At 65.5% G+C, this 20,107-nt stretch carries 21 protein-coding genes; 16 read left to right on the top strand and 5 right to left on the bottom strand.

What is annotated here, in order from left to right; translation table 11 throughout:
- Nucleotides 1–24: 24 nt before the first annotated feature.
- The 3 genes from edd (at nucleotide 25) to eda (ending at nucleotide 3,565) form a co-directional block, all read left to right on the top strand.
- Nucleotides 25–1,851: a phosphogluconate dehydratase gene (gene edd / locus B5J99_RS01990; protein WP_117351310.1), complete on the top strand. Its 1,827-nt coding sequence runs from the start codon at nucleotides 25–27 to the stop codon at nucleotides 1,849–1,851.
- Between the two features lie 128 nt (nucleotides 1,852–1,979).
- Nucleotides 1,980–2,948 (top strand): glucokinase, encoded by a 969-nt coding sequence (gene glk / locus B5J99_RS01995; protein WP_117351311.1) that lies wholly within the window; start codon nucleotides 1,980–1,982, stop codon nucleotides 2,946–2,948.
- Nucleotides 2,945–3,565: a bifunctional 4-hydroxy-2-oxoglutarate aldolase/2-dehydro-3-deoxy-phosphogluconate aldolase gene (eda, locus tag B5J99_RS02000; RefSeq protein WP_069050655.1), complete on the top strand. Its 621-nt coding sequence runs from the start codon at nucleotides 2,945–2,947 to the stop codon at nucleotides 3,563–3,565. Before glk ends, eda begins: the two co-directional genes overlap by 4 nt.
- A gap of 16 nt (nucleotides 3,566–3,581) precedes the next feature.
- Here the strand turns inward: eda and B5J99_RS02005 are convergent, their stop codons facing one another.
- On the bottom strand, nucleotides 3,582–4,808 hold the full coding sequence (locus B5J99_RS02005; protein ID WP_117351312.1) for a pyridoxal-dependent decarboxylase, exosortase A system-associated: 1,227 nt from the start codon (nucleotides 4,806–4,808) through the stop codon (nucleotides 3,582–3,584).
- On the bottom strand, nucleotides 4,805–6,343 hold the full coding sequence (locus tag B5J99_RS02010; protein WP_117351313.1) for an acyl-CoA ligase (AMP-forming), exosortase A system-associated: 1,539 nt from the start codon (nucleotides 6,341–6,343) through the stop codon (nucleotides 4,805–4,807). The genes B5J99_RS02005 and B5J99_RS02010 overlap by 4 nt, the downstream gene beginning before the upstream one ends.
- A gap of 42 nt (nucleotides 6,344–6,385) precedes the next feature.
- Here B5J99_RS02010 and B5J99_RS02015 point away from each other — a divergent pair, with 42 nt between their 5' ends.
- The 4 genes from B5J99_RS02015 to B5J99_RS02030 are packed head-to-tail and all read left to right on the top strand — an operon-like array spanning nucleotide 6,386 to nucleotide 9,293.
- A complete protein-coding gene (locus tag B5J99_RS02015) occupies nucleotides 6,386–7,444 on the top strand; it encodes a GNAT family N-acetyltransferase (protein WP_245991718.1) in 1,059 nt (352 codons plus the stop codon).
- Nucleotides 7,445–7,498: 54 nt separating this feature from the next.
- Nucleotides 7,499–7,783 (top strand): acyl carrier protein, encoded by a 285-nt coding sequence (locus B5J99_RS02020; RefSeq protein ID WP_054134101.1) that lies wholly within the window; start codon nucleotides 7,499–7,501, stop codon nucleotides 7,781–7,783.
- The gene (locus tag B5J99_RS02025; protein WP_117351314.1) at nucleotides 7,780–8,475 is read left to right on the top strand and encodes an alpha/beta hydrolase family protein; all 696 of its coding nucleotides are present in this window, start codon (nucleotides 7,780–7,782) and stop codon (nucleotides 8,473–8,475) included. The genes B5J99_RS02020 and B5J99_RS02025 overlap by 4 nt, the downstream gene beginning before the upstream one ends.
- Entirely contained in the window at nucleotides 8,472–9,293 is an 822-nt protein-coding gene (locus tag B5J99_RS02030) for a hydrolase 1, exosortase A system-associated (protein ID WP_117353318.1), read from the top strand. Before B5J99_RS02025 ends, B5J99_RS02030 begins: the two co-directional genes overlap by 4 nt.
- Nucleotides 9,294–9,356: 63 nt before the next feature.
- Here the strand turns inward: B5J99_RS02030 and B5J99_RS02035 are convergent, their stop codons facing one another.
- Both B5J99_RS02035 and trxB read right to left on the bottom strand, forming a co-directional pair.
- Nucleotides 9,357–10,442 (bottom strand): phytanoyl-CoA dioxygenase family protein, encoded by a 1,086-nt coding sequence (locus tag B5J99_RS02035; protein WP_117351315.1) that lies wholly within the window; start codon nucleotides 10,440–10,442, stop codon nucleotides 9,357–9,359.
- Between the two features lie 276 nt (nucleotides 10,443–10,718).
- The gene (gene trxB, locus B5J99_RS02040) at nucleotides 10,719–11,684 is read right to left on the bottom strand and encodes a thioredoxin-disulfide reductase (RefSeq protein WP_054134097.1); all 966 of its coding nucleotides are present in this window, start codon (nucleotides 11,682–11,684) and stop codon (nucleotides 10,719–10,721) included.
- A gap of 127 nt (nucleotides 11,685–11,811) precedes the next feature.
- Here trxB and B5J99_RS02045 point away from each other — a divergent pair, with 127 nt between their 5' ends.
- From B5J99_RS02045 to B5J99_RS02080, 8 genes are all read left to right on the top strand, one after another.
- Nucleotides 11,812–12,915, top strand: coding sequence for a type III polyketide synthase (locus B5J99_RS02045; protein WP_117351316.1), 1,104 nt, complete (start codon nucleotides 11,812–11,814; stop codon nucleotides 12,913–12,915).
- Complete coding sequence (locus B5J99_RS02050; RefSeq protein WP_117351317.1) at nucleotides 12,912–13,469, top strand: isoprenylcysteine carboxyl methyltransferase family protein; 558 nt, start codon at nucleotides 12,912–12,914, stop codon at nucleotides 13,467–13,469. The genes B5J99_RS02045 and B5J99_RS02050 overlap by 4 nt, the downstream gene beginning before the upstream one ends.
- A gap of 55 nt (nucleotides 13,470–13,524) precedes the next feature.
- The gene (locus tag B5J99_RS02055) at nucleotides 13,525–14,982 is read left to right on the top strand and encodes a S41 family peptidase (protein WP_117351318.1); all 1,458 of its coding nucleotides are present in this window, start codon (nucleotides 13,525–13,527) and stop codon (nucleotides 14,980–14,982) included.
- A gap of 192 nt (nucleotides 14,983–15,174) precedes the next feature.
- Nucleotides 15,175–15,621 carry a ribose 5-phosphate isomerase B gene (gene rpiB, locus B5J99_RS02060; protein ID WP_117351319.1) on the top strand — a complete coding sequence of 149 codons (447 nt, stop codon included), beginning with the start codon at nucleotides 15,175–15,177 and terminating at the stop codon, nucleotides 15,619–15,621.
- Nucleotides 15,622–15,656: 35 nt separating this feature from the next.
- Nucleotides 15,657–16,967: a serine hydroxymethyltransferase gene (gene glyA, locus B5J99_RS02065; RefSeq protein WP_117353319.1), complete on the top strand. Its 1,311-nt coding sequence runs from the start codon at nucleotides 15,657–15,659 to the stop codon at nucleotides 16,965–16,967.
- A 3-nt stretch (nucleotides 16,968–16,970) separates the two neighbouring features.
- Nucleotides 16,971–17,195, top strand: coding sequence for a hypothetical protein (locus B5J99_RS02070; protein ID WP_069050667.1), 225 nt, complete (start codon nucleotides 16,971–16,973; stop codon nucleotides 17,193–17,195).
- A 17-nt stretch (nucleotides 17,196–17,212) separates the two neighbouring features.
- On the top strand, nucleotides 17,213–17,674 hold the full coding sequence (gene nrdR, locus B5J99_RS02075) for a transcriptional regulator NrdR (protein ID WP_069050668.1): 462 nt from the start codon (nucleotides 17,213–17,215) through the stop codon (nucleotides 17,672–17,674).
- Nucleotides 17,674–18,744, top strand: a complete 1,071-nt coding sequence (locus B5J99_RS02080; RefSeq protein WP_117351320.1) for a TrmH family RNA methyltransferase — start codon at nucleotides 17,674–17,676, stop codon at nucleotides 18,742–18,744. The genes nrdR and B5J99_RS02080 overlap by 1 nt, the downstream gene beginning before the upstream one ends.
- Before the next feature lie 138 nt (nucleotides 18,745–18,882).
- Here the strand turns inward: B5J99_RS02080 and B5J99_RS02085 are convergent, their stop codons facing one another.
- A complete protein-coding gene (locus B5J99_RS02085; RefSeq protein ID WP_054134089.1) occupies nucleotides 18,883–19,194 on the bottom strand; it encodes a chorismate mutase in 312 nt (103 codons plus the stop codon).
- A gap of 228 nt (nucleotides 19,195–19,422) precedes the next feature.
- Here B5J99_RS02085 and rpsD point away from each other — a divergent pair, with 228 nt between their 5' ends.
- On the top strand, nucleotides 19,423–20,037 hold the full coding sequence (gene rpsD, locus B5J99_RS02090) for a 30S ribosomal protein S4 (RefSeq protein ID WP_054134088.1): 615 nt from the start codon (nucleotides 19,423–19,425) through the stop codon (nucleotides 20,035–20,037).
- Nucleotides 20,038–20,107: the final 70 nt, after the last annotated feature.

Raw genomic sequence — 20,107 nt, forward strand, 5'->3', positions numbered from 1 at the left:
CCCCCCAACGAAAACGAGAATGCCATGACCACCCTCCACCCCGAGCTTGAACGGATCACCCAGCGGATCATCGAACGCTCGAGGCCCAGGCGTCAGGCGTATCTCGATTTCATCGCGCGCGAACGCGACAAGGGCGTGCACCGGCCGACATTGTCGTGCGGCAATCTGGCGCATGGCTTTGCCGCGTCGGGCGAGGACAAGCCCGCGATCCGATCGGGCAAGGCGATGAACATCGGCATCGTCACCGCGTACAACGACATGCTCTCGGCGCATCAGCCCTATGGCCGCTACCCCGAGCAGATCAAGATATTCGCCCGCGAAGTGGGGGCAACAGCGCAGGTCGCTGGCGGGGTCCCTGCGATGTGCGACGGCGTGACCCAGGGCCAGCTCGGCATGGAGCTGTCGCTGTTCAGCCGCGACAACATCGCCATGGGAAGCGCGATTGCAATGAGTCACGGCATGTTCGAAGGCGCGCTGTTGCTGGGAATCTGCGACAAGATCGTCCCCGGGCTGTTCATCGCAGCGGCGCGGTTTGGCCATATCCCGGCGATCCTCGTGCCCGCAGGCCCGATGCCCTCGGGCCTCGCCAACAAGGAAAAGCAGCGCGTCCGCCAGCTCTATGCCGAGGGCAAGGTCGGGCGCGAGGAACTGCTTGAGGCAGAAGCTGCAAGCTATCACGGCGCAGGCACCTGCACCTTCTATGGCACCGCCAATTCCAACCAGATGATGATGGAAATGATGGGGCTGCATATCCCCGCATCCGCCTTCATCAACCCCGGCACCAAGCTGCGGCAGGAACTGACCCGCGCCGCGACCCACCGTGTCGCGGAGATCGGCTGGGATGGCGATGATTACCGCCCGTTCGGCCATTGCGTCGATGAAAAGGCGATCATCAACGCCTGCATCGGCCTGCTCGCCACCGGCGGATCGACCAACCACGCGATCCACCTGCCCGCGATGGCGCGCGCCGCAGGCATCCATATCGACTGGCACGATCTCAGCGAACTGTCTGCGATCATTCCCTTGCTTTCGCGCGTCTACCCCAATGGATCGGGCGACGTGAACCATTTCCATGCCGCCGGCGGCATCGGCTTCATCATCCGTGAGCTGGCGGCCAACGGCCTGCTGCACACCGACATCATGACCGTCGCTGGCGGCACCCTGCTCGATTATGCAGTGGAGCCGGTGCTCGACGATGCCGACACGCTGGCGTTCGCCCCCGCGCCCGAAGTGTCGCGCGACGACAGCATGCTGCGCCCGGTCGCAACCGCGTTCCAGGCCGATGGCGGGATGCGGCTGGTCGAGGGCAATCTGGGGCGTGGCATCGTCAAGACCAGCGCGGTGGACCCGGCGCGGTGGGTGATCGAGGCGCCCGCACGGGTCTTCGACGATCAGGACGCGGTGATCGCGGCATTCAAGGCGGGTGAGCTCGACCACGACGTGGTGGTGGTCGTCCGCTTCCAGGGCCCGCGCGCCAACGGCATGCCCGAGTTGCACAAGCTTACCCCCTCGCTGGGGGTGCTCCAGGATCGCGGGTACAAGGTGGCCTTGGTCACCGATGGCCGGATGTCGGGCGCTTCGGGCAAGGTGCCTGCAGCAATCCATCTGTGGCCCGAGGCCTGCGACGGCGGCCCGCTCGCGCGGATCAGGAATGGTGATGTGGTCAGGCTGGATGCGGTCGCGGGCACGATCAGCGTGATGGTCGACAGCACCGACTGGGAATCGCGCCCCACCGCCACCCAGCCCGCCCAGCCCATGGGCACGGGCCGCGAGCTGTTCGCGATGATGCGTGCCACCAGCGACAATGCCGAAGCCGGCGCGTCCGCGATGCTGGCGATGGCGGGATTGTGATGATGGTTCGCGCACTTCCGTCATTCCCGCGAACGCGGGAATCCCGCTATGTCGCAACGGTGGCGCAGAGAAGCGGGATCCCCGCGTTCGCGGGGATGACGTTGAAGATGGTATCAGGACGCTAAGCCATGCAGATCGTCACAGCCGATATCGGTGGCACCCATGCACGCTTTGCGCTCGCGACCATCGAGGATGGCCGCGTCACCCATCTGGGCGAGCCAGTCACGCTCAAATGCGCCGAATACGCCAGCCTGCAGACCGCGTGGGAGGCATTTGGGGAAGCGATCGGGGAAACACTGCCGCGTGCCGCAGCGATTGCGCTCGCCACCCCGATCCGCGGCGACGTGCTCAAGATGACCAACAACCCGTGGGTCATCCGCCCGGCGCTGATCTGCGAAAAGCTGCACGTCGATTCCTACACTCTGGTCAACGATTTCGGCGCGGTCGCGCATGCCGTGCAGCACTGCGATGCCGCCAGTTTCTCGCACCTGTGCGGGCCGCAAGGTGACCTGCCCGAAACCGGCGTCATCACCGTCATCGGCCCCGGCACCGGGCTGGGTGTCGCCTATGTCGTGCGCGGGCCCGATGGCTATCGTGCGATCGAGACCGAGGGCGGGCATATCGATTATTCCCCACTCGACACCACCGAAGACGCGATCCTCACCCGCCTGCGCCGCCAGCACCGCCGCGTATCGGTGGAACGCGTATGCTCGGGCCCCGGCCTGGCCGCGATCTACGAGACATTGGCCAGCATCGAGGGCCGCGCCGTCGTCAGCATGGAAGACAAGGTGCTGTGGCAGCTCGCGCTCTCGGGCGAGGACAGCCTCGCAGCCGCCGCATTCGACCGCTTCTGCCTTAGCCTTGGTGCTGCGGCGGGTGATTTTGCGCTGGCGCAGGGCGCGGGCGCAGTGGTAATCGCCGGCGGGCTTGGTCAACGGATCGCGTCGCGCCTGCCGCAATCGGGCTTCGAGGAGCGTTTTCTCGCCAAAGGCCGCTTCCAGCGGCTGATGGAGACAATCCCGGTCAAGCTGATCGACCATCCCCAGCCCGGCCTGTTCGGCGCCGCCGCTGCCTTTGTCCAGGAGAACCCCGTATGACCGCAGACCGCACTATCGAGACCATCATGCGGACTGCGCCGGTCATCCCGGTGATCGTGATCAACGACGTCGCCGATGCGGTACCGATGGCGCAAGCTTTGGTCGCAGGCGGTCTCAAGGTGCTCGAAGTCACGCTTCGCACTCCCGCCGCGCTCGAAGCGATCAGCCTGATGAAGCAGGTCGAAGGCGCCATCGTCGGCGCTGGAACGGTCATCGATCCCGCCACGCTCGATGCCGCGCTCAAGGCCGGGTCTGAGTTCATCGTTTCGCCGGGCCTCACCGACAGGCTCGGCAAGGCGGCGATCGAAAGCGGTATCCCGTTCCTTCCCGGCACCGCCAATGCCGGCGACATCATGCGCGGACTCGACATGGGGCTCACCCATTTCAAGTTCTTCCCCGCGATGGCGGCAGGCGGCATCCCGGCGTTGAAGGCGCTGAGTGCACCCTTCGGTCAGTGCAAGTTCTGCCCCACCGGCGGCGTGACTCTGGAGACTGCGGGCAACTGGCTCGCGCTCGATCCGGTGCTGTGCGTCGGCGGCAGCTGGATGATTCCGGCGGGGCCGCTGGATGCCTCGGCGATCCAGCGCAATGCCTCTGCCGCGCACGCGCTCGCCTAAATTAAATCAGCCTGAATCAGACGAGCAGCTCGGGGGCCTTGCCATGGCCCAGAAAATCCGCCGGGCTCGCTGTCGCACCATAGGCTCCGGCACAGAACACCGCGACCAGATCGCCGACCTGCGCCTCTGGCAGCAGCGCCTTGTCCGCCAGCCGGTCGAGCGGGGTACACAGGCAGCCCACGACATTGGCCTCTTCCGAGGCTTGCGCATCGAAGCGGCTGGCGATCGCCACCGGATAGTTGCGCCGCACCACGGTACCGAAATTGCCGCTGGCGGCGAGCTGGTGGTGCAATCCGCCATCGGTGACCAGATACAGCTCGCCGTGACTGGTCTTCTTGTCGACGATGCGGGTCAGGTACACGCCCGCCTCACCCACCAGCCAGCGGCCAAGCTCCATCGCGAAATGGGTGTCGGCCAGCACCGGGGGCAGATCGGCGAACCGCTCGGCCAGCGCCGCGCCGACCTTGGCGATATCGACCGGCACATCGCCCGGGAAATAGGGAATCCCCATGCCGCCGCCGAGGTTGAGATGCTCAGGGCTGTGCCCGACCGCGTCGGACAGCTGGGCTGCCAGATCGAGCGTCTTGCCCTGCGTCTCGATGATCGCATCGGCATCGAGCGCCTGCGATCCGGCAAAGATGTGGAATCCGCGCCAATGCGCGCCCGCAGCCAGGATGTGCTGCACCAGCGCGGGCACCCGCTCAGCATCGATCCCGAACGGCTTGGCGCCGCCGCCCATCCGCATCCCCGATCCGCGCAGATCGAAGTCCGGGTTCACCCGCACCGCCAGCCGTGGCTGCACCCCGATACGTTCGCCGATCCCCAGCGCGCGATCCGCTTCGCCTTCGGACTCGAGGTTGAGCGTGACACCGGCGGCGATCGCCGCTTCCAGATCGCGGTCGCGCTTGCCGGGTCCGGCGAAGCTGATGTTGGCAGGGTCCATGCCCGCTGAAGTCGCGAGCTTAAGCTCACCTGCAGACGCGATGTCGATGCCATCCACCAGAGAGGCCATAAGCGCCAGCACCGGCGCAAACGGGTTGGCCTTCATCGCGTAATGGATCGAAAGCCGATCGGGCATCACGGCGCGCAGCGAGGCGACCCGCGCGCGCAGCATGTCCGACGAATACACGAAGCACGGCGTATCGCCCGCACGTTCGACCAGCTCGCTCGCCGCGATGCCCTGCACCGCCAGTTCGCCATCGACGCTCGCAAAGCCAGCGGGAATCGGGCCCAAAGGCTTCATGAAAAACGCTCCTCGATCTCGGCGACGAGCAACGCCCGGTCGATCTTGCCGTTGGGGTTCTTGGGGAAGGTCTCACGCAGTTCGACGATCTTGGGCAGCATGAACGCGGGCAGCTCCTTTTTCAGCGCGATGAGCAGGTCGTCGACCAGCGCCTCGGGGCGAGGCACCAGCGCCGGACGTGCCAGCAGCAGGATCGCCTGACCGAGCTGCGGATCGGGAATGCCCAGGGCAACCGCTTCGGCCACCAATCCGGTCGATGTCGCTGCATCCTCGATTTCCGCCGGGCTGATGCGGTTGCCCGAGGACTTGATCATCGCATCGCGTCGTCCGACGAAATACATAAGGCCCTCAGCATCGTGCCGCACCCGGTCGCCCGACCACACCGCCATCCCGCCATAATGAGAGAATGCAGGCGCGCGCTTGAACCGCTCGCGGGTGCGGGTCTCGTCCTGCCAATAGCCCTGAGCGACCAGCGGTCCTGCGTGGACCAGCTCGCCTTCCTCGCCATCGGCGGCATCCTGCCCGGCATCGTTGACCACCAGGATCTCCGCGAACGGGATCGCCTTGCCGATCGAGGTCGGGTTGTCGTCGATCAGATCGGGATCGAGATAGGTCGAGCGGAATGCCTCGGTCAGGCCATACATCGCGTATATGTCGGTGGAGGGGAAAATGCCGCGCAGCCGCTTGACCAGCGCCGGGCTGAGCGCTCCGCCGCTGTTGGTCAGCCGCCGCATGCTGGCGACGGCCTCTTCGGGCCAGGTGTAGTCGATGAGTTGCGTCCAGAGCGGCGGAACTGCCGCCAGCGTGGTAATGGCGTGCCGCGCGCACGACTTGATCACGTCGCGTGCCATCAGATAGTCGAGCGGCACCGCAGCGCCGCCCGCAGCCCATGTCGAAAGCAGCTGGTTTTGCCCGTAGTCGAAGCTCAAGGGCAGCACGCACAAGGTGCGGTCGGAGAATTTGAGCTTGAGATAATGCGCGACGCTCAGCGCCCCCAGCCACATGTTGGCGTGGGTCAGCATCACCCCCTTGGGCTTGCCGGTCGAGCCCGAAGTATAGAGGATCGCGGCGAGATCGGAGGGATCGCGGTGCGAGGGGTGCGCGCTCATCTCCCCCTCCTTCCACTTTTCCATCGCCTCCTCGTCTTCCATGACCAGGCAATCCTCGGGCACGTCACCGGGCAGCAGCGAGTTCATGCGGGTGCGGTTGGTGATCAGCATCCGCGCGCCGCTATCGCCCAGGATATGCGCGACCTGCGCGCGCTTGAGCACCGGGTTGATCGGCACGTGGACCACACCCGCCCTTGCCGCCGCCAGCGGCATCAGGCAGGTGGTCTCATTCTTGGGCAGCCAGGTGGCGATCCGGTCACCATGGGCCAGCCGAAACGCGGTTAACCAATGGGCAAGCAAACCGATACGCAAATTTAGGATGTCGTAGCTAAGTGTCTCCTCGCGCAGCACCAGGGCATCGGCCCGGCCGACGCCGCGCAGGACGAGATGATCAAGCGGTTGCGGAGTGGGATCGAGAGAAATCACGAACGGCCTGGTTCAAGAGAGAGATGCAATATCATGGGGTTCATGACTTTGAATGATGAATATCATGATAACCCGAAGCCCGGCATAGCGCACCGGGTTTCTGGAGGCTGTGATGCGGATCGCACCGGCCAGCGCACGGCCCGGCGCACCGGGCTGTTCGACCGCGCCTTGTGGTTCGACGGATTGCACCGCCACTGCCTCGCCGCGCAGGCACCGCACATCGCCTATGCCGCCGAGGATGGCGACGCGGTAAAGCTCTACCTCATCGACAACGGCCGCGCCGGCATGCTGGCCATGGCCAACTGGTACAGTTTCATCTGGCGCCCGGTGTTTGGCGGCAACCCCGATGCGTCGCGCCGCCGCGCTCTGCTCGAGCGGACCGCGCGCCGCCTGCCGCGCGAAACGCATCGCATCGTCCTGTCGCCCGTACCCGACGAGGACAGCTCTGCCAGCCTGATCGCCGAGACCTTTGCCGCCGCCGGATGGCTGGTGAGCCAGACCCCCTGCGACGAGAACCATGTGCTGCATGTGAACGGTCGCAGCTTCGACGAATACTGGGCAACCCGCCCCGGGCAATTGCGCTCCACCGTCAAGCGCAAGGGCAACAAGGGCGTGGTCGATCTGCGCATCGAGACCGTGTTCAACGCGGGCAGCTGGCTCGACTACGAGACGATCTATGCGCGCAGCTGGAAGCCCGAAGAGGGCAACCCCGATTTCCTGCGCTGGCTGGCGGCGCGCGAAGCGGAGGCAGGGCGGCTGCGCATGGGGATCGCCAGCATCGACGGGCAGGCGGTCGCGGCACAGTTCTGGACGGTCGAGAACGGCACCGCCTATATCCATAAGCTGGCGCACGACGAACGGCACATCCAGGCCTCGCCCGGCACGCTGCTCACCCATGCGCTGTTTAGCCATGTGATCGACACCGATCATGTCGATCTGGTCGATTTCGGCACCGGCAGCGACCCTTACAAGCGCGACTGGATGGAGGATGTCCGCCCGCGCTATCGCCTTGAAATGCTGTGGCCCAAGGCGCCTCTGGCGTGGCCCTATCTGGCGAAGCATCGCATGGCGGGACTTGCCGCCCGTTTTGGGAAGGACTAAGGCCGCACACCAGCGGCCGGGGGAGCCGTGGGTTGCACGGCCAGCGAGGGACATGTGAGCGATATCCAGACCAACGGTCAGAACGACGCCGTCGAGCGCGTGGTACGCAATGTGCTGCGCGACATTTTGGGCCTGTCCGAAGACCAGGTGAGCGGGTTCGACCGCGATACCGAGCTGTTCGGCGCGCTGCCCGAGCTGGATTCGATGGCGGTGGCGGGGCTGCTCACCGAAATGGAAGACCGACTCGACATCCTGATCGAGGATGACGAGGTCGATGGCGAGCTGTTCGAGAATTTCGGCAATCTCGTCGATTTCGCGCGGGCGAAGATCACCGCGTGAACGCGAGCTATCGGTTCGACGGCAACGACGAACTGTGCCTGCGCTTCGGGCCGGATGACGCGCCGAGGCTGCTGATCCTGCCGCCGTTGTTCGACGAGGCCAACCGCGTGCGCCATCTGATGGTAGAATTCGGGCGGTTGCTCGGCGACCTTGGCATTGCCAGCCTGCTACCCGACCTGCCCGGCTGCAACGAAAGCCTGGTTCCGCTCGACACCGCCAGCATCAGTCTGTGGCAGGCGGCGCTGATCACCTGTGCCGAGCAGCTTGGCCCCGTCACCCACGTCGCGTCGTTGCGCGGCGGCGCGTTGCTTGACGGTGCTCTGGGCGATCTGCGCCGCTGGCGGCTGGCTCCGGTGAAGGGCGGGCAGCTATTGCGTACGATGCTGCGCACCCGCATCGCCTCCGACCGCGAGGCTGGGATCACCAGCAGCAGCGAGGCGCTGATGGAAACCGCGCGCGCATCGGGGATTGAACTGGCAGGCAACAGCCTCTCGCCGTGCATGATCCGCGAACTCGACAGCGCCGCGCCTTCGCAGAGCAGCGCGATCCGGCTGGTGCGCTTTGCCGACGATCCGCTCGATGCAGATGGCCGCATAACAGGCGCGCCGCTGTGGCTTCGCGCCGAACCCGCGCATGATCCCGCGATGGCGGCGGCGATAGCACAGGACATAGCGGCGTGGATGCGCGGATGAGGCAGCATTTCACCTTCGATTGCGCAGGCGACACTCTTACCGCGACGCTCGACGGCGCCGACAGCACCACCGGGCTGCTGATCGTCAGCGGCGGCAACGAAATCCGCTCGGGCGCGCATGCCGGGATGGCGGCGCTGGCAGCAGCCATCGCGGCTGCGGGCCACCCGGTGATGCGCTACGACCGGCGCGGCATCGGCGACAGCACCGGCGAGAACGCCGGTTTCGAATCCACCTCCGACGATATCGCCGCCGCCGTGCAGGCGATGCGCACCCGCGTCCCGTCGCTCGCCCGGCTGGTGGCATTCGGCAATTGCGATGCTGCGAGCGCGCTGGCGCTTTACGGTCCGGCGGCGGGGATCGACGCGCTGGTGCTCGCCAACATGTGGACACTCGAGAGTGAGAGCGACGAGCCAGACGAGGCCGAAGCGGCCGCCACGATGACCGCAGGCGCAATCCGCAGCCGCTACCTCGCCAAGCTGAAAAACCCGCGCGAACTGTGGCGGCTGGCAAGCGGCGGGGTCGACATCGGCAAGCTGGTGCGCGGGCTGCGTCAGGCCGCGGCGAAGACCGAGGTCACCGGGCTGGCAGCAAAGCTGGGACAAGCGCTGGCGGAGATGCCGGTCCCGGCGAAGCTGCTCGTCGCCGAACATGACCGCACCGCGATGTGGTTCCTCGAGCACTGGGACAGTGCCCCCTTCGCCGCCGCGCGCGCCAATGCCGGCATCACGATGGCGCGCCTCGACAGCGGCTCGCACAGCTTCGCGTCCGCCGGCGACAAGGCGTGGCTGCGCGAGCGGATCCTGGAAGCGTTGACCTAGAAAACGCCGTTCATCCGGGTGCGTGATGCTCAGCCGCAGGCATAGCCATGGCAGTCAATCCGCCTATGCGCTCCGGCGGTGTTCCACCCTTTGGGACGGCGCCGGGAGCGGCGCGGAATCGAGCAGATCGCCAAAACTCAGGGGCCGATCGGTCAGGCTGGGGTGCGGCGAATACCCGTCGTGCCAGTATTTGGGGTCTATGATGTCCCGCGCGATGCTCATGCCGAAGATCCGCCGCGCGTGCGGCGACCGGTTGTCGGGCCCGGCATGGAGCAGATCGCTGCGATAGAGAATGACCGTTCCCTTGCGCGGTGCGGTCTGCACCAGCGAGAACAGGTCATCGAGCGCCTGACGGTTGCGATACAGATTCCACACTCTGCGCGGACCGAGCATGCGAAGACTGAACTGGGAATTCTTCCCCAAGACGAAGCGCAACAGATTTGGCTGGTGCTGATCCCATTTGGTCGAAAACACCCGGTCGCGAAATTCGCCGGGGGCCAGAGCGGCCCGATCGGCCTTGCGCATGACCCACAGCTTTCTCAGATTGTGCCACAGGATCCGGTAATTGCATTGCGTCCGGAACAACTCCATCCACTCATAGGCCCTGCCATCATGGTTGTTGTCGGCACCGCCGTACATGTGGGTGCCGGGCACGAACACCGTTCCGCCCTGCTGCTCGGAGACATCTTCCACGGCAGCAAAAAGGCTGATCACGCCGGCCGGGTCGCGGTGGATATACTGATGCGATGAGCCCAGATAGCTGGTGAATGTCGCGATTTCGAGGACCGGACGCGACCGACCACAATATTCCGAGACAACGCCCTCGACACGCTGGCACAATGTGGCGGCAAAGCTCGTGACACGCGGGGTCGAGGGTAGCGAGCAGAAGTCGCGGCGCAGATACCGGTTGTCCGTCTCGCTGGCGAAGGAGCACTGGCTGCGATCGGGATCCTCGATGGTCTGGCTGATCAGCTCGAGGCCGACATCCGCTTCGTCATCCGAAAGCAGGCCGGTCAGGATGACCAGGCCGTGCGTGTCCATGATCGTCACGGCCTGGCGGGCGCAATGATCCGCGAGCCTGCCATTTTCATCGAGAACCGCAGGGACTTCGAACGCGGACGTATCGTTGGAAACGCTGAATTCTTTCATGCGAGCCTGCCTTGCCTTGATCCCTGGTTCCCCGGATAGCCTTGCCGATCACATGCATGCTTGGCCGTTTTGGGGGATTTGGAGCCAGCTATTCTATGGGCGCACAAGCTTCTACATCTGGTTAAACGGGTATGATCAGGCGGAATTTCCCACAGCGATGGATGCCATCCCGTTCCCGCCACCAGCCAATGTCGCCACCCTCGCGAAAGCGGGGGGTGACGCTCCTACGCAACGGTATTGCACAAGCGGGATTCGGACGGCCGCAGGGAGAGCAGCTTACTCCGCCGCAATCGCCTCGAAGTCCGCTTCGGCCAGGAACCGTTCGACATCCAGCGCGGCCATGCAGCCGGTGCCGGCCGCGGTGACCGCCTGGCGGTAGACCTTGTCCATCACGTCGCCGCACGCGAAAACGCCGGGGACGCTGGTGAACGGCGTGCCCGGGGTCACTTCGATATAGCCGTCGCGGTCGAGCGGGAGATGGCCCTTGAACAGTTCGGTCGCAGGCGCGTGGCCGATTGCGACGAAGCCGCCGTCGACCGCGAGGTGCGAGGTCTCGCCGGTCACGGTGTCCTTCAGGTCAATGCCGACCAGCCCGTGCGGCTGGCCGCCGCCGACGAAGCGTTCGACGCCCTTGTTCCACAGAACGCTAATCTTGGGGTTGGCGAACAACCGCTCCTGCAGGATCTTTTCCGCGCGCAGCGAATCGCGGCGGTGGATCAAGGTCACATTGTCCGAATGGTTGGTGAGATACAGCGCCTCTTCGACCGCGGTGTTGCCGCCGCCGATCACCGCGACTTTCTTGCCGCGATAGAAGAAGCCATCACACGTTGCACACGCAGAAACGCCCTTGCCGCCCAGCTCCTGCTCGCCCGGGACGCCCAGCCACTTGGCCTGCGCGCCGGTGGCGATCACCAAAGTTTCCGCCTCGTACACGGTGCCGCCATCGCCGATCAGCCGGAACGGGCGGCGCGACAGGTCGACCGACACGACGGTGTCGTAGATCATCGTGGTGCCGACATGCTCGGCCTGCGCCTGCATCTCCTGCATCAGCCACGGCCCCTGCACCACGTCGCGGAAGCCGGGATAGTTCTCGACATCGGTGGTGATGGTGAGCTGCCCGCCCGGCTGCAGCCCCTGCACGACGATGGGCTTGAGCCCTGCGCGCGCGCCATAGATCGCGGCGGAGAGGCCGGCGGGGCCGGAGCCGAGGATCAGCATGCGGGTCTGGACGGTATTGGTCATGGCAAGAGCCTTCTGATGAATTGCGAGCCCGGCATGTGGCCTGCGGCTGCACCGGCCGCAAGAGGCACGGCGCCGGGCTGCCGCACAAGAATATGTTGGACCGAGGCTAAAGCAATTTGCAGCGGCGATGCCAAGCATGATTCCGGTGCTGCCCATCAATTCGCTTGCCAAGGTGGCAGGCCGTGGCCACCTAGGCGCGATGCTTCCCCGCATTCAGTCCATCGCCACGGGCGTCCCGTCCTTTGCCATCACCCAGCACCAGGTGCGCGATTTCGTCGCCAGCGCGCTGCCGCAAGGGCTGCCGCCGCGGATTGCGGCCATTTATGATAGCACCGGCGTCAACAGCCGCGCGATCGTGCAGGCGCCCGAAGAGTATCTCGGCCCACCCGATTTCGGGGCGCGCAACGCGCTGTATCTCGCCGCCGGGCAGCAGTTGCTCGAAGAGGTAGCAAACGCCGCGCTGGCAAAGGCCGGGCTCGCCCCCGACCAGATTGATGCCATCGTCTGCGTCTCGTCCACCGGCATTGCGACACCTTCGATGGCGAGCCAGATGCTGAACCCCATGGGGTTTCGCGCCGATGTGATGTGCCTGCCGCTGTTCGGCTATGGCTGCGCGGGCGGTGTGCTGGGGCTGCAGGTCGCGGGCGATCTGGTGCGTGCGGAACCCAGGCGGCGAGTGCTGCTGCTGACGCTCGAACTGTGCTCGCTCGCCTTCCGCTTTGGCGATCTCACCAAGAAGGCCATCATCGCCTCGACCCTGTTCGCCGATGGTGCCAGCGCGATCGTGCTTACCGCCGATGGCGATGGCCCTGCGCTGGGGCATTTCGCCCAGCACACCTGGCCCGACAGCCGCGCGATGATGGGCTGGGATGTCGACACTCTGGGGCTGGGGCTGATCCTGTCGCGCGACCTGCCCGCGTTCGTCGCCAGCGAATTCGCGCCGGTGGTCGATGGCTTTCTCGCGCAGGCCGGGCTCGACAAGGCGACACTGACCGAACCCGCGTGCCACCCCGGCGGACGCAAGGTGATTGATGCGCTCGAGGCGTATTTCGATGACCTGACGGGCGGGCTTGTCCAGACCCGCGCGGTGCTCGCCGATCACGGCAACATGTCCTCGCCCACGGTCCACTTCGTGCTCGAGCGCATCCTGGCCAAGGGCGAGTCCGGGCCGCTGCTTCTCACCGCGCTGGGACCGGGCTTTACCGGCGCGATGGGAGTGCTGCACCGATGATGCAGATGAGCGAGCTTGCACCCTATATGTGGCAACCCGGCTGGGCCGCGGCCTGGGTCGTGCTCGCGCTGCTCACCGCGCAGCGCCTGCTCGAACTTGTCTATGCCCAGCACAACACCAAAAGGCTGCTCGCGCGTGGCGCGACTGAGCATGGCCGGTCGCATTATCCGCTGATGGTCGGCATCCACGCAAGCTTCCTGCTTGCTTTGTGGCTGAGCACCCCGCCCGATGCGCCAATGCTGTGGCCGCTGCTCATCGTGTTTGCGCTGCTGCAGATCGCGCGGCTGTGGGTGCTGGCGACTCTCGGCCCCTATTGGACCACGCGGATCATCTCCTCTCCCGATTTCCCGCGCATTTCCGGCGGTCCCTATCGCCTCGTCCGGCACCCCAATTACTGGGTGGTGACGCTCGAGATTCTGACCATTCCGCTGATCTTCGGCCATGTCCAGATCGCAGCGCTGTGGACCGTGCTCAACTTCGGCATCCTGTTCATCCGCATCCGCACCGAGAACGTCGCGCTGGCCCGCCGGGAGCCCCAAAAACCTGTCGCCTGATCGCGACGATGCGCTTAGGATCGGGCGCTCGACGGATCGCGATGAGAGGGTTTTGATGCGCCATATCACCGGCCTGCTGGCCAGTTGCGCCCTGTTGCTGAGCGCGTGCGGCGGTGGCGGCGGTAGCTCGCCCGCGCCCAGCCCGACTGCGGTCGCTGGCGCCCCCACCCCGACGCCCGCGCCCAGCCCCACCTGCTCGCTGGAAAACCGCCAGGCCTTCGCGCGCGACGTGCTCAACGAATGGTATCTGTTTCCCGAGCTGCTGGTGACCAGCGCCAACCCGGCCAGCTTCACCACGGTGCAAGGCTATATCGACGCGCTCACCGCCACCGCGCGCGCGCAGGGCAAGGACCGGTTCTTCACCTTCATCACCTCGATCGCCGAGGAAAACGCCTTCAACACCACCGGCGCGACCGCCGGGATCGGCATCCGCCTTTCGATCGACACCCCCGGGCGCCGCGTACTGATCAGCGAAAGCTTCGAAGGTGCGCCGGGGCTGACCGCCGGAATTGATCGCGGCGACGAGATTCTCGCGATCGGCACAGCCAGCAGCAACCTGCGCAGCGTCAGCGACATCCTCGCGGCGGAAGGGTCCGGCGGAATCACCACCGCGCTGGGTCCCAGCACCGCAGGCACCACCCGGCTGCTGCGCGTGGCGCGCGGCGGGGTTTCGCGCGAGGTCAGCGTCACCAAGGCCGATTTCGATCTGCCAGCAGTCTCCAGCCGCTATGGCGCGCGCATCATCCAGGACGGCGGCCGCCAGATCGGCTATCTCAACCTGCGCACCTTCATCTCGGCAGCCGACACGCCGCTGCGCGACGCGTTCCGCAGCTTCCGCGCGGCGGGTGTCACAGAGTTCATCGTCGACTTCCGCTACAATGGCGGCGGGCTGATCTCGACCGCAGAGCTGCTGGGCGATCTGCTGGGCGGCAACCGCACCAGCGCCGAATTGTTCTCGGGCGTGCGCTTCCGCGCCTCCAAATCCTCGCGCAACGAAAACACCTTCTTCAATCCGCGGGCGGAATCGGTGAGCCCGGCCAAGATCGCGTTTATCGGCACCAGCGCCAGCGCGTCCGCCAGCGAACTGGTGATCAACAGCCTTGCGCCCTATTACAACCGCAACCTGGCGCTGATCGGCAGCAACACCTTCGGCAAACCGGTCGGCCAGATCGCGCTGGACCGCAGCGCCTGTGACGACCGGGTCCGCGTCGTGGCGTTCACCTCGGTCAATGTGCGCGGCGCAGGCGATTACTTCAACGGCCTTGCCAGCACGCTCGATGTCAGCTGCCAGGCGGCGGACGACCTGACGCGGCCGCTGGGCGATCCGCAGGAAGCCTCGATCCGCGGCGCGCTCGATTTCCTCGCCGGGCGCAGTTGCACCGCGATCGGGCAGAGCAGCGCTGCCGGTGGGCTGACCGGCCAATCGCAAGGCGGCCAGATCACGTTCGAGCGCGAACTCCTGATCCCCGCCGCACCGACACCTGCGCAGCGCGAGGTGCCCGGGCTGTTTTGACGCCCCTCTCCCCTAACGCACCCTCCCTGTTGGCTCCGCTGCGAGGACTGCAGGAAGACGATCGGCCTCCACACCCGTCATAAAACTGCCACGCAACCACAATCACTGGTGGCATCGTGCCGCACGCTCGCCTAGATAGCGGCCATCACGGGAATCGCCCCCATCACGCCTTGATCCGGATCGCACCTGAAGATGACGCAAACGCCCCGCACTATCGCCCTCGCCTCCGATCATGCCGCCGTCGGCCTGAAGGCAGAGCTGGCCGCATGGCTCACCGAGCAGGGGCACAGCGTGACCGATCTGGGGCCGGACACCGCCGACAGCGTCGATTATCCCGATTACGGCTTCAAGCTTGCCGATCACGTTGCCGCAGGCGGCTCCGAATTCGGCGTCGCCTTGTGCGGATCGGGCATCGGCATCTCGATCGCGGTCAATCGCAATCCAGGCTGCCGCTGCGCACTGGTCTCCGATCATCTTTCGGCCAGCCTGTCGCGCCAGCACAACAATGCCAATGTCATCGCGATGGGCGCGCGGCTGATCGGGATCGATACCGCCAAGGATTGTCTCGCCACCTTTCTTGCCACCCCGTTCGAAGGTGGCCGTCACGAACGCCGCGTCGCCAAGCTGACCCCGGCCTGATATACCCTCAATTCAAGTCCCCGATGGAGCCTGTCATGTCCACCAACACTGCGATCAACGAAATCCGATCCTCCGGCTTTTTCAGCGAAGGCCTTGCGCTCACCGATCCTGCCGTGGCCGCTGCCATCGCCAAGGAAGTGCGCCGCGAGAAGAAACAGATCGAGCTGATCGCATCGGAAAACATCGTCTCCAAGGCGGTGCTCGAGGCGCAAGGGTCGGTGTTCACCAACAAATACGCCGAAGGCTATCCCGGCAAGCGTTACTATCAGGGCTGCGAGCCTTCGGACGATGTCGAGCGCCTGGCGATCGAGCGCGCCTGCAAATTGTTTGATTGCGCCTATGCCAACGTCCAGCCGCATTCGGGCGCGCAGGCCAATGGCGCGGTGCTGCTGGCGCTGATCAAGCCGGGTGATACCATCCTTGGCATGTCGCTCGACGCCGGCGGCCATCTGACACACGGCGCGCGCGCCGCGATGTCCGGCAAGTGGTTCAACGCCGTCCAGTATGGCGTGACCCCCGACACGCACCTCATCGATTATGACGAAGTCCGCCGCCTGGCGCTCGAGCACAAGCCCAAGCTGATCTTCGCGGGGGGCTCGGCCTATCCGCGGCACATCGATTTCGCCAAGTTCCGCGCGATCGCCGACGAAGTGGGCGCGTTCTTCCAGGTCGACATGGCGCACTTTGCCGGCCTCGTCGCAGCAGGCGTGCACCCCTCGCCCTTCCCGCATGCGCATGTCGCCACCACGACAACCCACAAGACGCTGCGCGGTCCGCGCGGCGGCATGATCCTCACCAATGACGAGGCGCTCGCCAAGAAGCTCAATTCGGCGGTGTTCCCGGGTCTGCAGGGCGGTCCGCTGATGCACGTGATCGCTGCCAAGGCGGTCGCGTTCGGCGAAGCGCTGACGCCTGAGTTCAAGAGCTATTCGCGCGCAGTGATCGACAACGCCAAGGCGCTGGCGAGCCGCCTCAAGGAGCGCGGCGCGGACCTCGTCGCTGGCGGCACGGACACGCATCTGGCGCTCGTCGATCTGCGTCCGCTGGGCGTTACCGGCAAGGACGCCGACGAGGCGCTCGAGCGCGCAGGCATCACCTGCAACAAGAACGGCATCCCGTTCGATCCGCTGCCGCCGACCAAGACCAGCGGCATCCGCGTCGGCAGCCCTGCAGGCACGACGCGCGGCTTCGGCGTCGCCGAGTTCCGCGAGATCGGCGACATGATCGCCGACGTGCTCGATGGCCTGCGCCAGAAGGGTGAACATGGCGATCCCGAGGTCGAAGCTGCGGTGCGCATCCGCGTCGAAGCGCTGTGCGACCGTTTCCCCATCTATCCGGAGCTTTGAACCATGCAGAACCCTGACGATCCCAACAATGGTGGCGACCTGATCGCCGATGCCCGCGAGGAAATCGTCGGCATGGCCAAGCAGGGCATGGCGCACCCCTCGACCAAGCCGGTGCTGACCGCGGGCGCTATCGGCGCGGTGGCGGGTGCGGTGCTTCCCGTAGTGAGCTGGCCGATCGGCCTGGTCGCCGGAGCGGGCTATATGCTCTACAAGCGCCTGCGTCCCTGAAGGGCCTCGACTGACCGATGAGATGCCCCTTTTGCGCGCACGAAAACAGCCAGGTCAAGGATAGCCGCCCCACCGAAGACGGGGCGGCTATCCGCCGTCGGCGGCAGTGCGAAAGCTGCGGCGCGCGGTTCACGACGTTCGAGCGCATCCAATTGCGCGACATCATGGTGGTCAAGAGCGAGAACCGCCGCGAGCCGTTCAACCGCGCCAAGATCGAGAAATCGGTCGCGGTCGCCTGCCGCAAGCGCGGGATCGACCAGGAGCGCATCGACCAGCTCGTCTCGGGCATCCAGCGCCAGATCGAGACATCGGGCGAGAACGAGGTGCATTCGCGCGATATCGGCGGGATGGTGATGGATGGGCTGCGCATGCTCGACAGCGTCGCCTATATCCGCTTCGCCTCGGTCTATCGCGATTTCAGCGAAGCCAAGGACTTCGAGGAATTCGCCAGCACCGTGAAAGATGTTGGCGGCGCCTGATGCCCTATTTCACCTATATGCTGCGCTGCGGCGATGGATCGTATTTCGTCGGCCATGGCGAGAATCTGGACACCGATGTCGCCGCACATCAGGCAGGTGCCGTCCCCGGCTACACCAAGGCGCGCCAGCCGGTCGAATTGGTGTGGAGCGAAGATTTTGCCACCGCCGACAATGCGCAGGCAGTCGACAGGCAGATCAAGGGCTGGAGCCGCGCCAAGAAGGAGGCGCTGATCCGGCAGGACTATGGCGCGCTGTCCGAACGCGCGCGCAAGATGCTGCTGGGCAAGGCGAAGGCGGCACGCAACCTGCAGTCTGCAAGGGACGCGGCGCCAGGCGACCTGCGCAAGCCCATCGTCATTCTGGTGCGTCCGCAACTGGGCGAGAACATCGGCAAAGCCGCGCGCGCGATGCTCAATTTCGGGCTCACCGAAATGCGGCTGGTCGCCCCGCGTGATGGCTGGCCTAATCCCAGCGCGGGCCCGGCGGCCTCTGGAGCGGACATCGTGCTCGAACAGGCGCAGGTGTTCGAGACGGTCGCCGACGCGGTCGCCGACTGCAACCATGTCTATGCGACCACCGTGCGCAAGCGCGGCGTGACCAAGCCGGTGGTGACGCCCGCGGTCGCCGCTAGCCAGATCGTCAGCGCCCCGGGACGCAGCGCGATTCTGTTCGGACCCGAGCGCTCGGGGCTGGAGACCGAGGATGTCGCCATCGCGCAGGCCATCCTCACCGTGCCGATCAACCCGCAGTTTGGGTCGCTCAACCTTGCGCAGGCGGTGATCCTGGTCGCGTATGAATGGTCCAAGACCGGCGGCGGCGATGCGGTGTCATCCCCCACCGAAGTCGAGCTCGACCCGCCCGCGCCGATGGAAGAACTCGACGGCATGTTCGAGCAATTGTGCGCCATGCTCGAGGCGAAGAACTATTTCTTCCCCGAAGGCCGCGCCTCGATGACGCGGCGGACGCTGCGCAACCTGCTGACCAAGCCGCAATGGAACAGCAACGAGGTGCGCACATTCCGGGGCGTGCTGAGCACGCTGGCGAAGGACAAGCGCAAGCCGGTGGATTGATCAAGGAGTGGACCTGCCCTCCCCGCTCAGCCTGAGCCTGTCGAAGGCCTCGCGCCCACGCAGGCGAAATAGCGGGGGCTTCGACAAGCTCAGCCTGAGCGGATGTGGGTGGCGGTGAACGATGCGTTCAGCCAATCCCTACCGCCGCAGCAGCTCCCAGTGCTCGCCCTCATACGCGATCGAGGCTTCCACCAGCCGCTCCCAGAAATCGGCGACCAGCCCCACGGGCACGCCCGCGTCGAACGCGGCGGCCTTGGCCTGGGCGATGACCTGCGCCTTGCGCGCTTCGTCGCGCACCATGCCGCGTTCGGGCTTGATCCGGGCCGCCGCGCGCATATAGCCGAATCGGGTGGCGAGCAGCGCGATCAGCTCCCGGTCGAGCGCATCTACGCCCGCGCGGACGTCGGTCATGGTCATGCAGTCTTCGGGCGATGTGATGGTGTCTGACATGGCTCCCCGCATAATCGCCCGAACTCGGCATGTCGAGGCGGTGAGCGGCGGGTTGACTCTTTGCACCCATGTCGCCATAGGCCGCGCTTCGCAATTGGCCCTGCACCCCCGGTGAAGCAGCGGCCGCATGGAGCATGTTCGGCTCCATGGCGCGAACCCGGGACAAACCTGGCCGCAAAGCTGGCCGGACCCGCCTGATTGATCAGGCAGCAAATTGGAGAAACACACGTGTCGAAGCGTAACAGTTCGAAGTACAAAATTGACCGCCGCATGGGCGAGAACATCTGGGGCCGCCCCAAGTCTCCCGTCAACAAGCGCGAATATGGTCCCGGCCAACACGGCCAGCGTCGCAAGGGCAAGGTTTCGGACTTCGGTCTGCAGCTGCGCGCCAAGCAGAAGCTCAAGGGCTATTACGGTGAAATCACCGAAAAGCAGTTCAAGAAGAACTACACTGAAGCCAGCCGCATGAAGGGCGATACTAGCCAGAACCTCATCGGTCTGCTGGAACAGCGCCTCGACATGGTCGTCTATCGCGCCAAGTTCGCTCCGACCATCTTCTCGGCTCGCCAGATCGTCAGCCACGGCCACATCCGCGTCAACGGCGTGAAGTGCAACATCGCATCGCGCAAGGTGAAGCCGGGCGACGTCGTGTCGCTGGGCAAGAAGGCGCAGGAAATGGCTTTGGTCATCGAAGCGCAGGGCCTGGCCGAGCGTGACATCCCCGATTACGTCGCACCCGACGGTACCGACAAGATCACCTTCACCCGCGTTCCGACGCTGGACGAAGTGCCGTATCCGGTGAAGATGGAACCCAATCTGGTCGTCGAATTCTATTCGCGCTGATCGGTTTCAACCGACCGAAACACGAAAAGGCGGGCCACAGCGGCCCGCCTTTTTTGTTTGCCGTCGGGCC

Origin of the sequence: Blastomonas fulva, assembly GCF_003431825.1 — a bacterium.
Taxonomy (GTDB): domain Bacteria; phylum Pseudomonadota; class Alphaproteobacteria; order Sphingomonadales; family Sphingomonadaceae; genus Blastomonas; species Blastomonas fulva.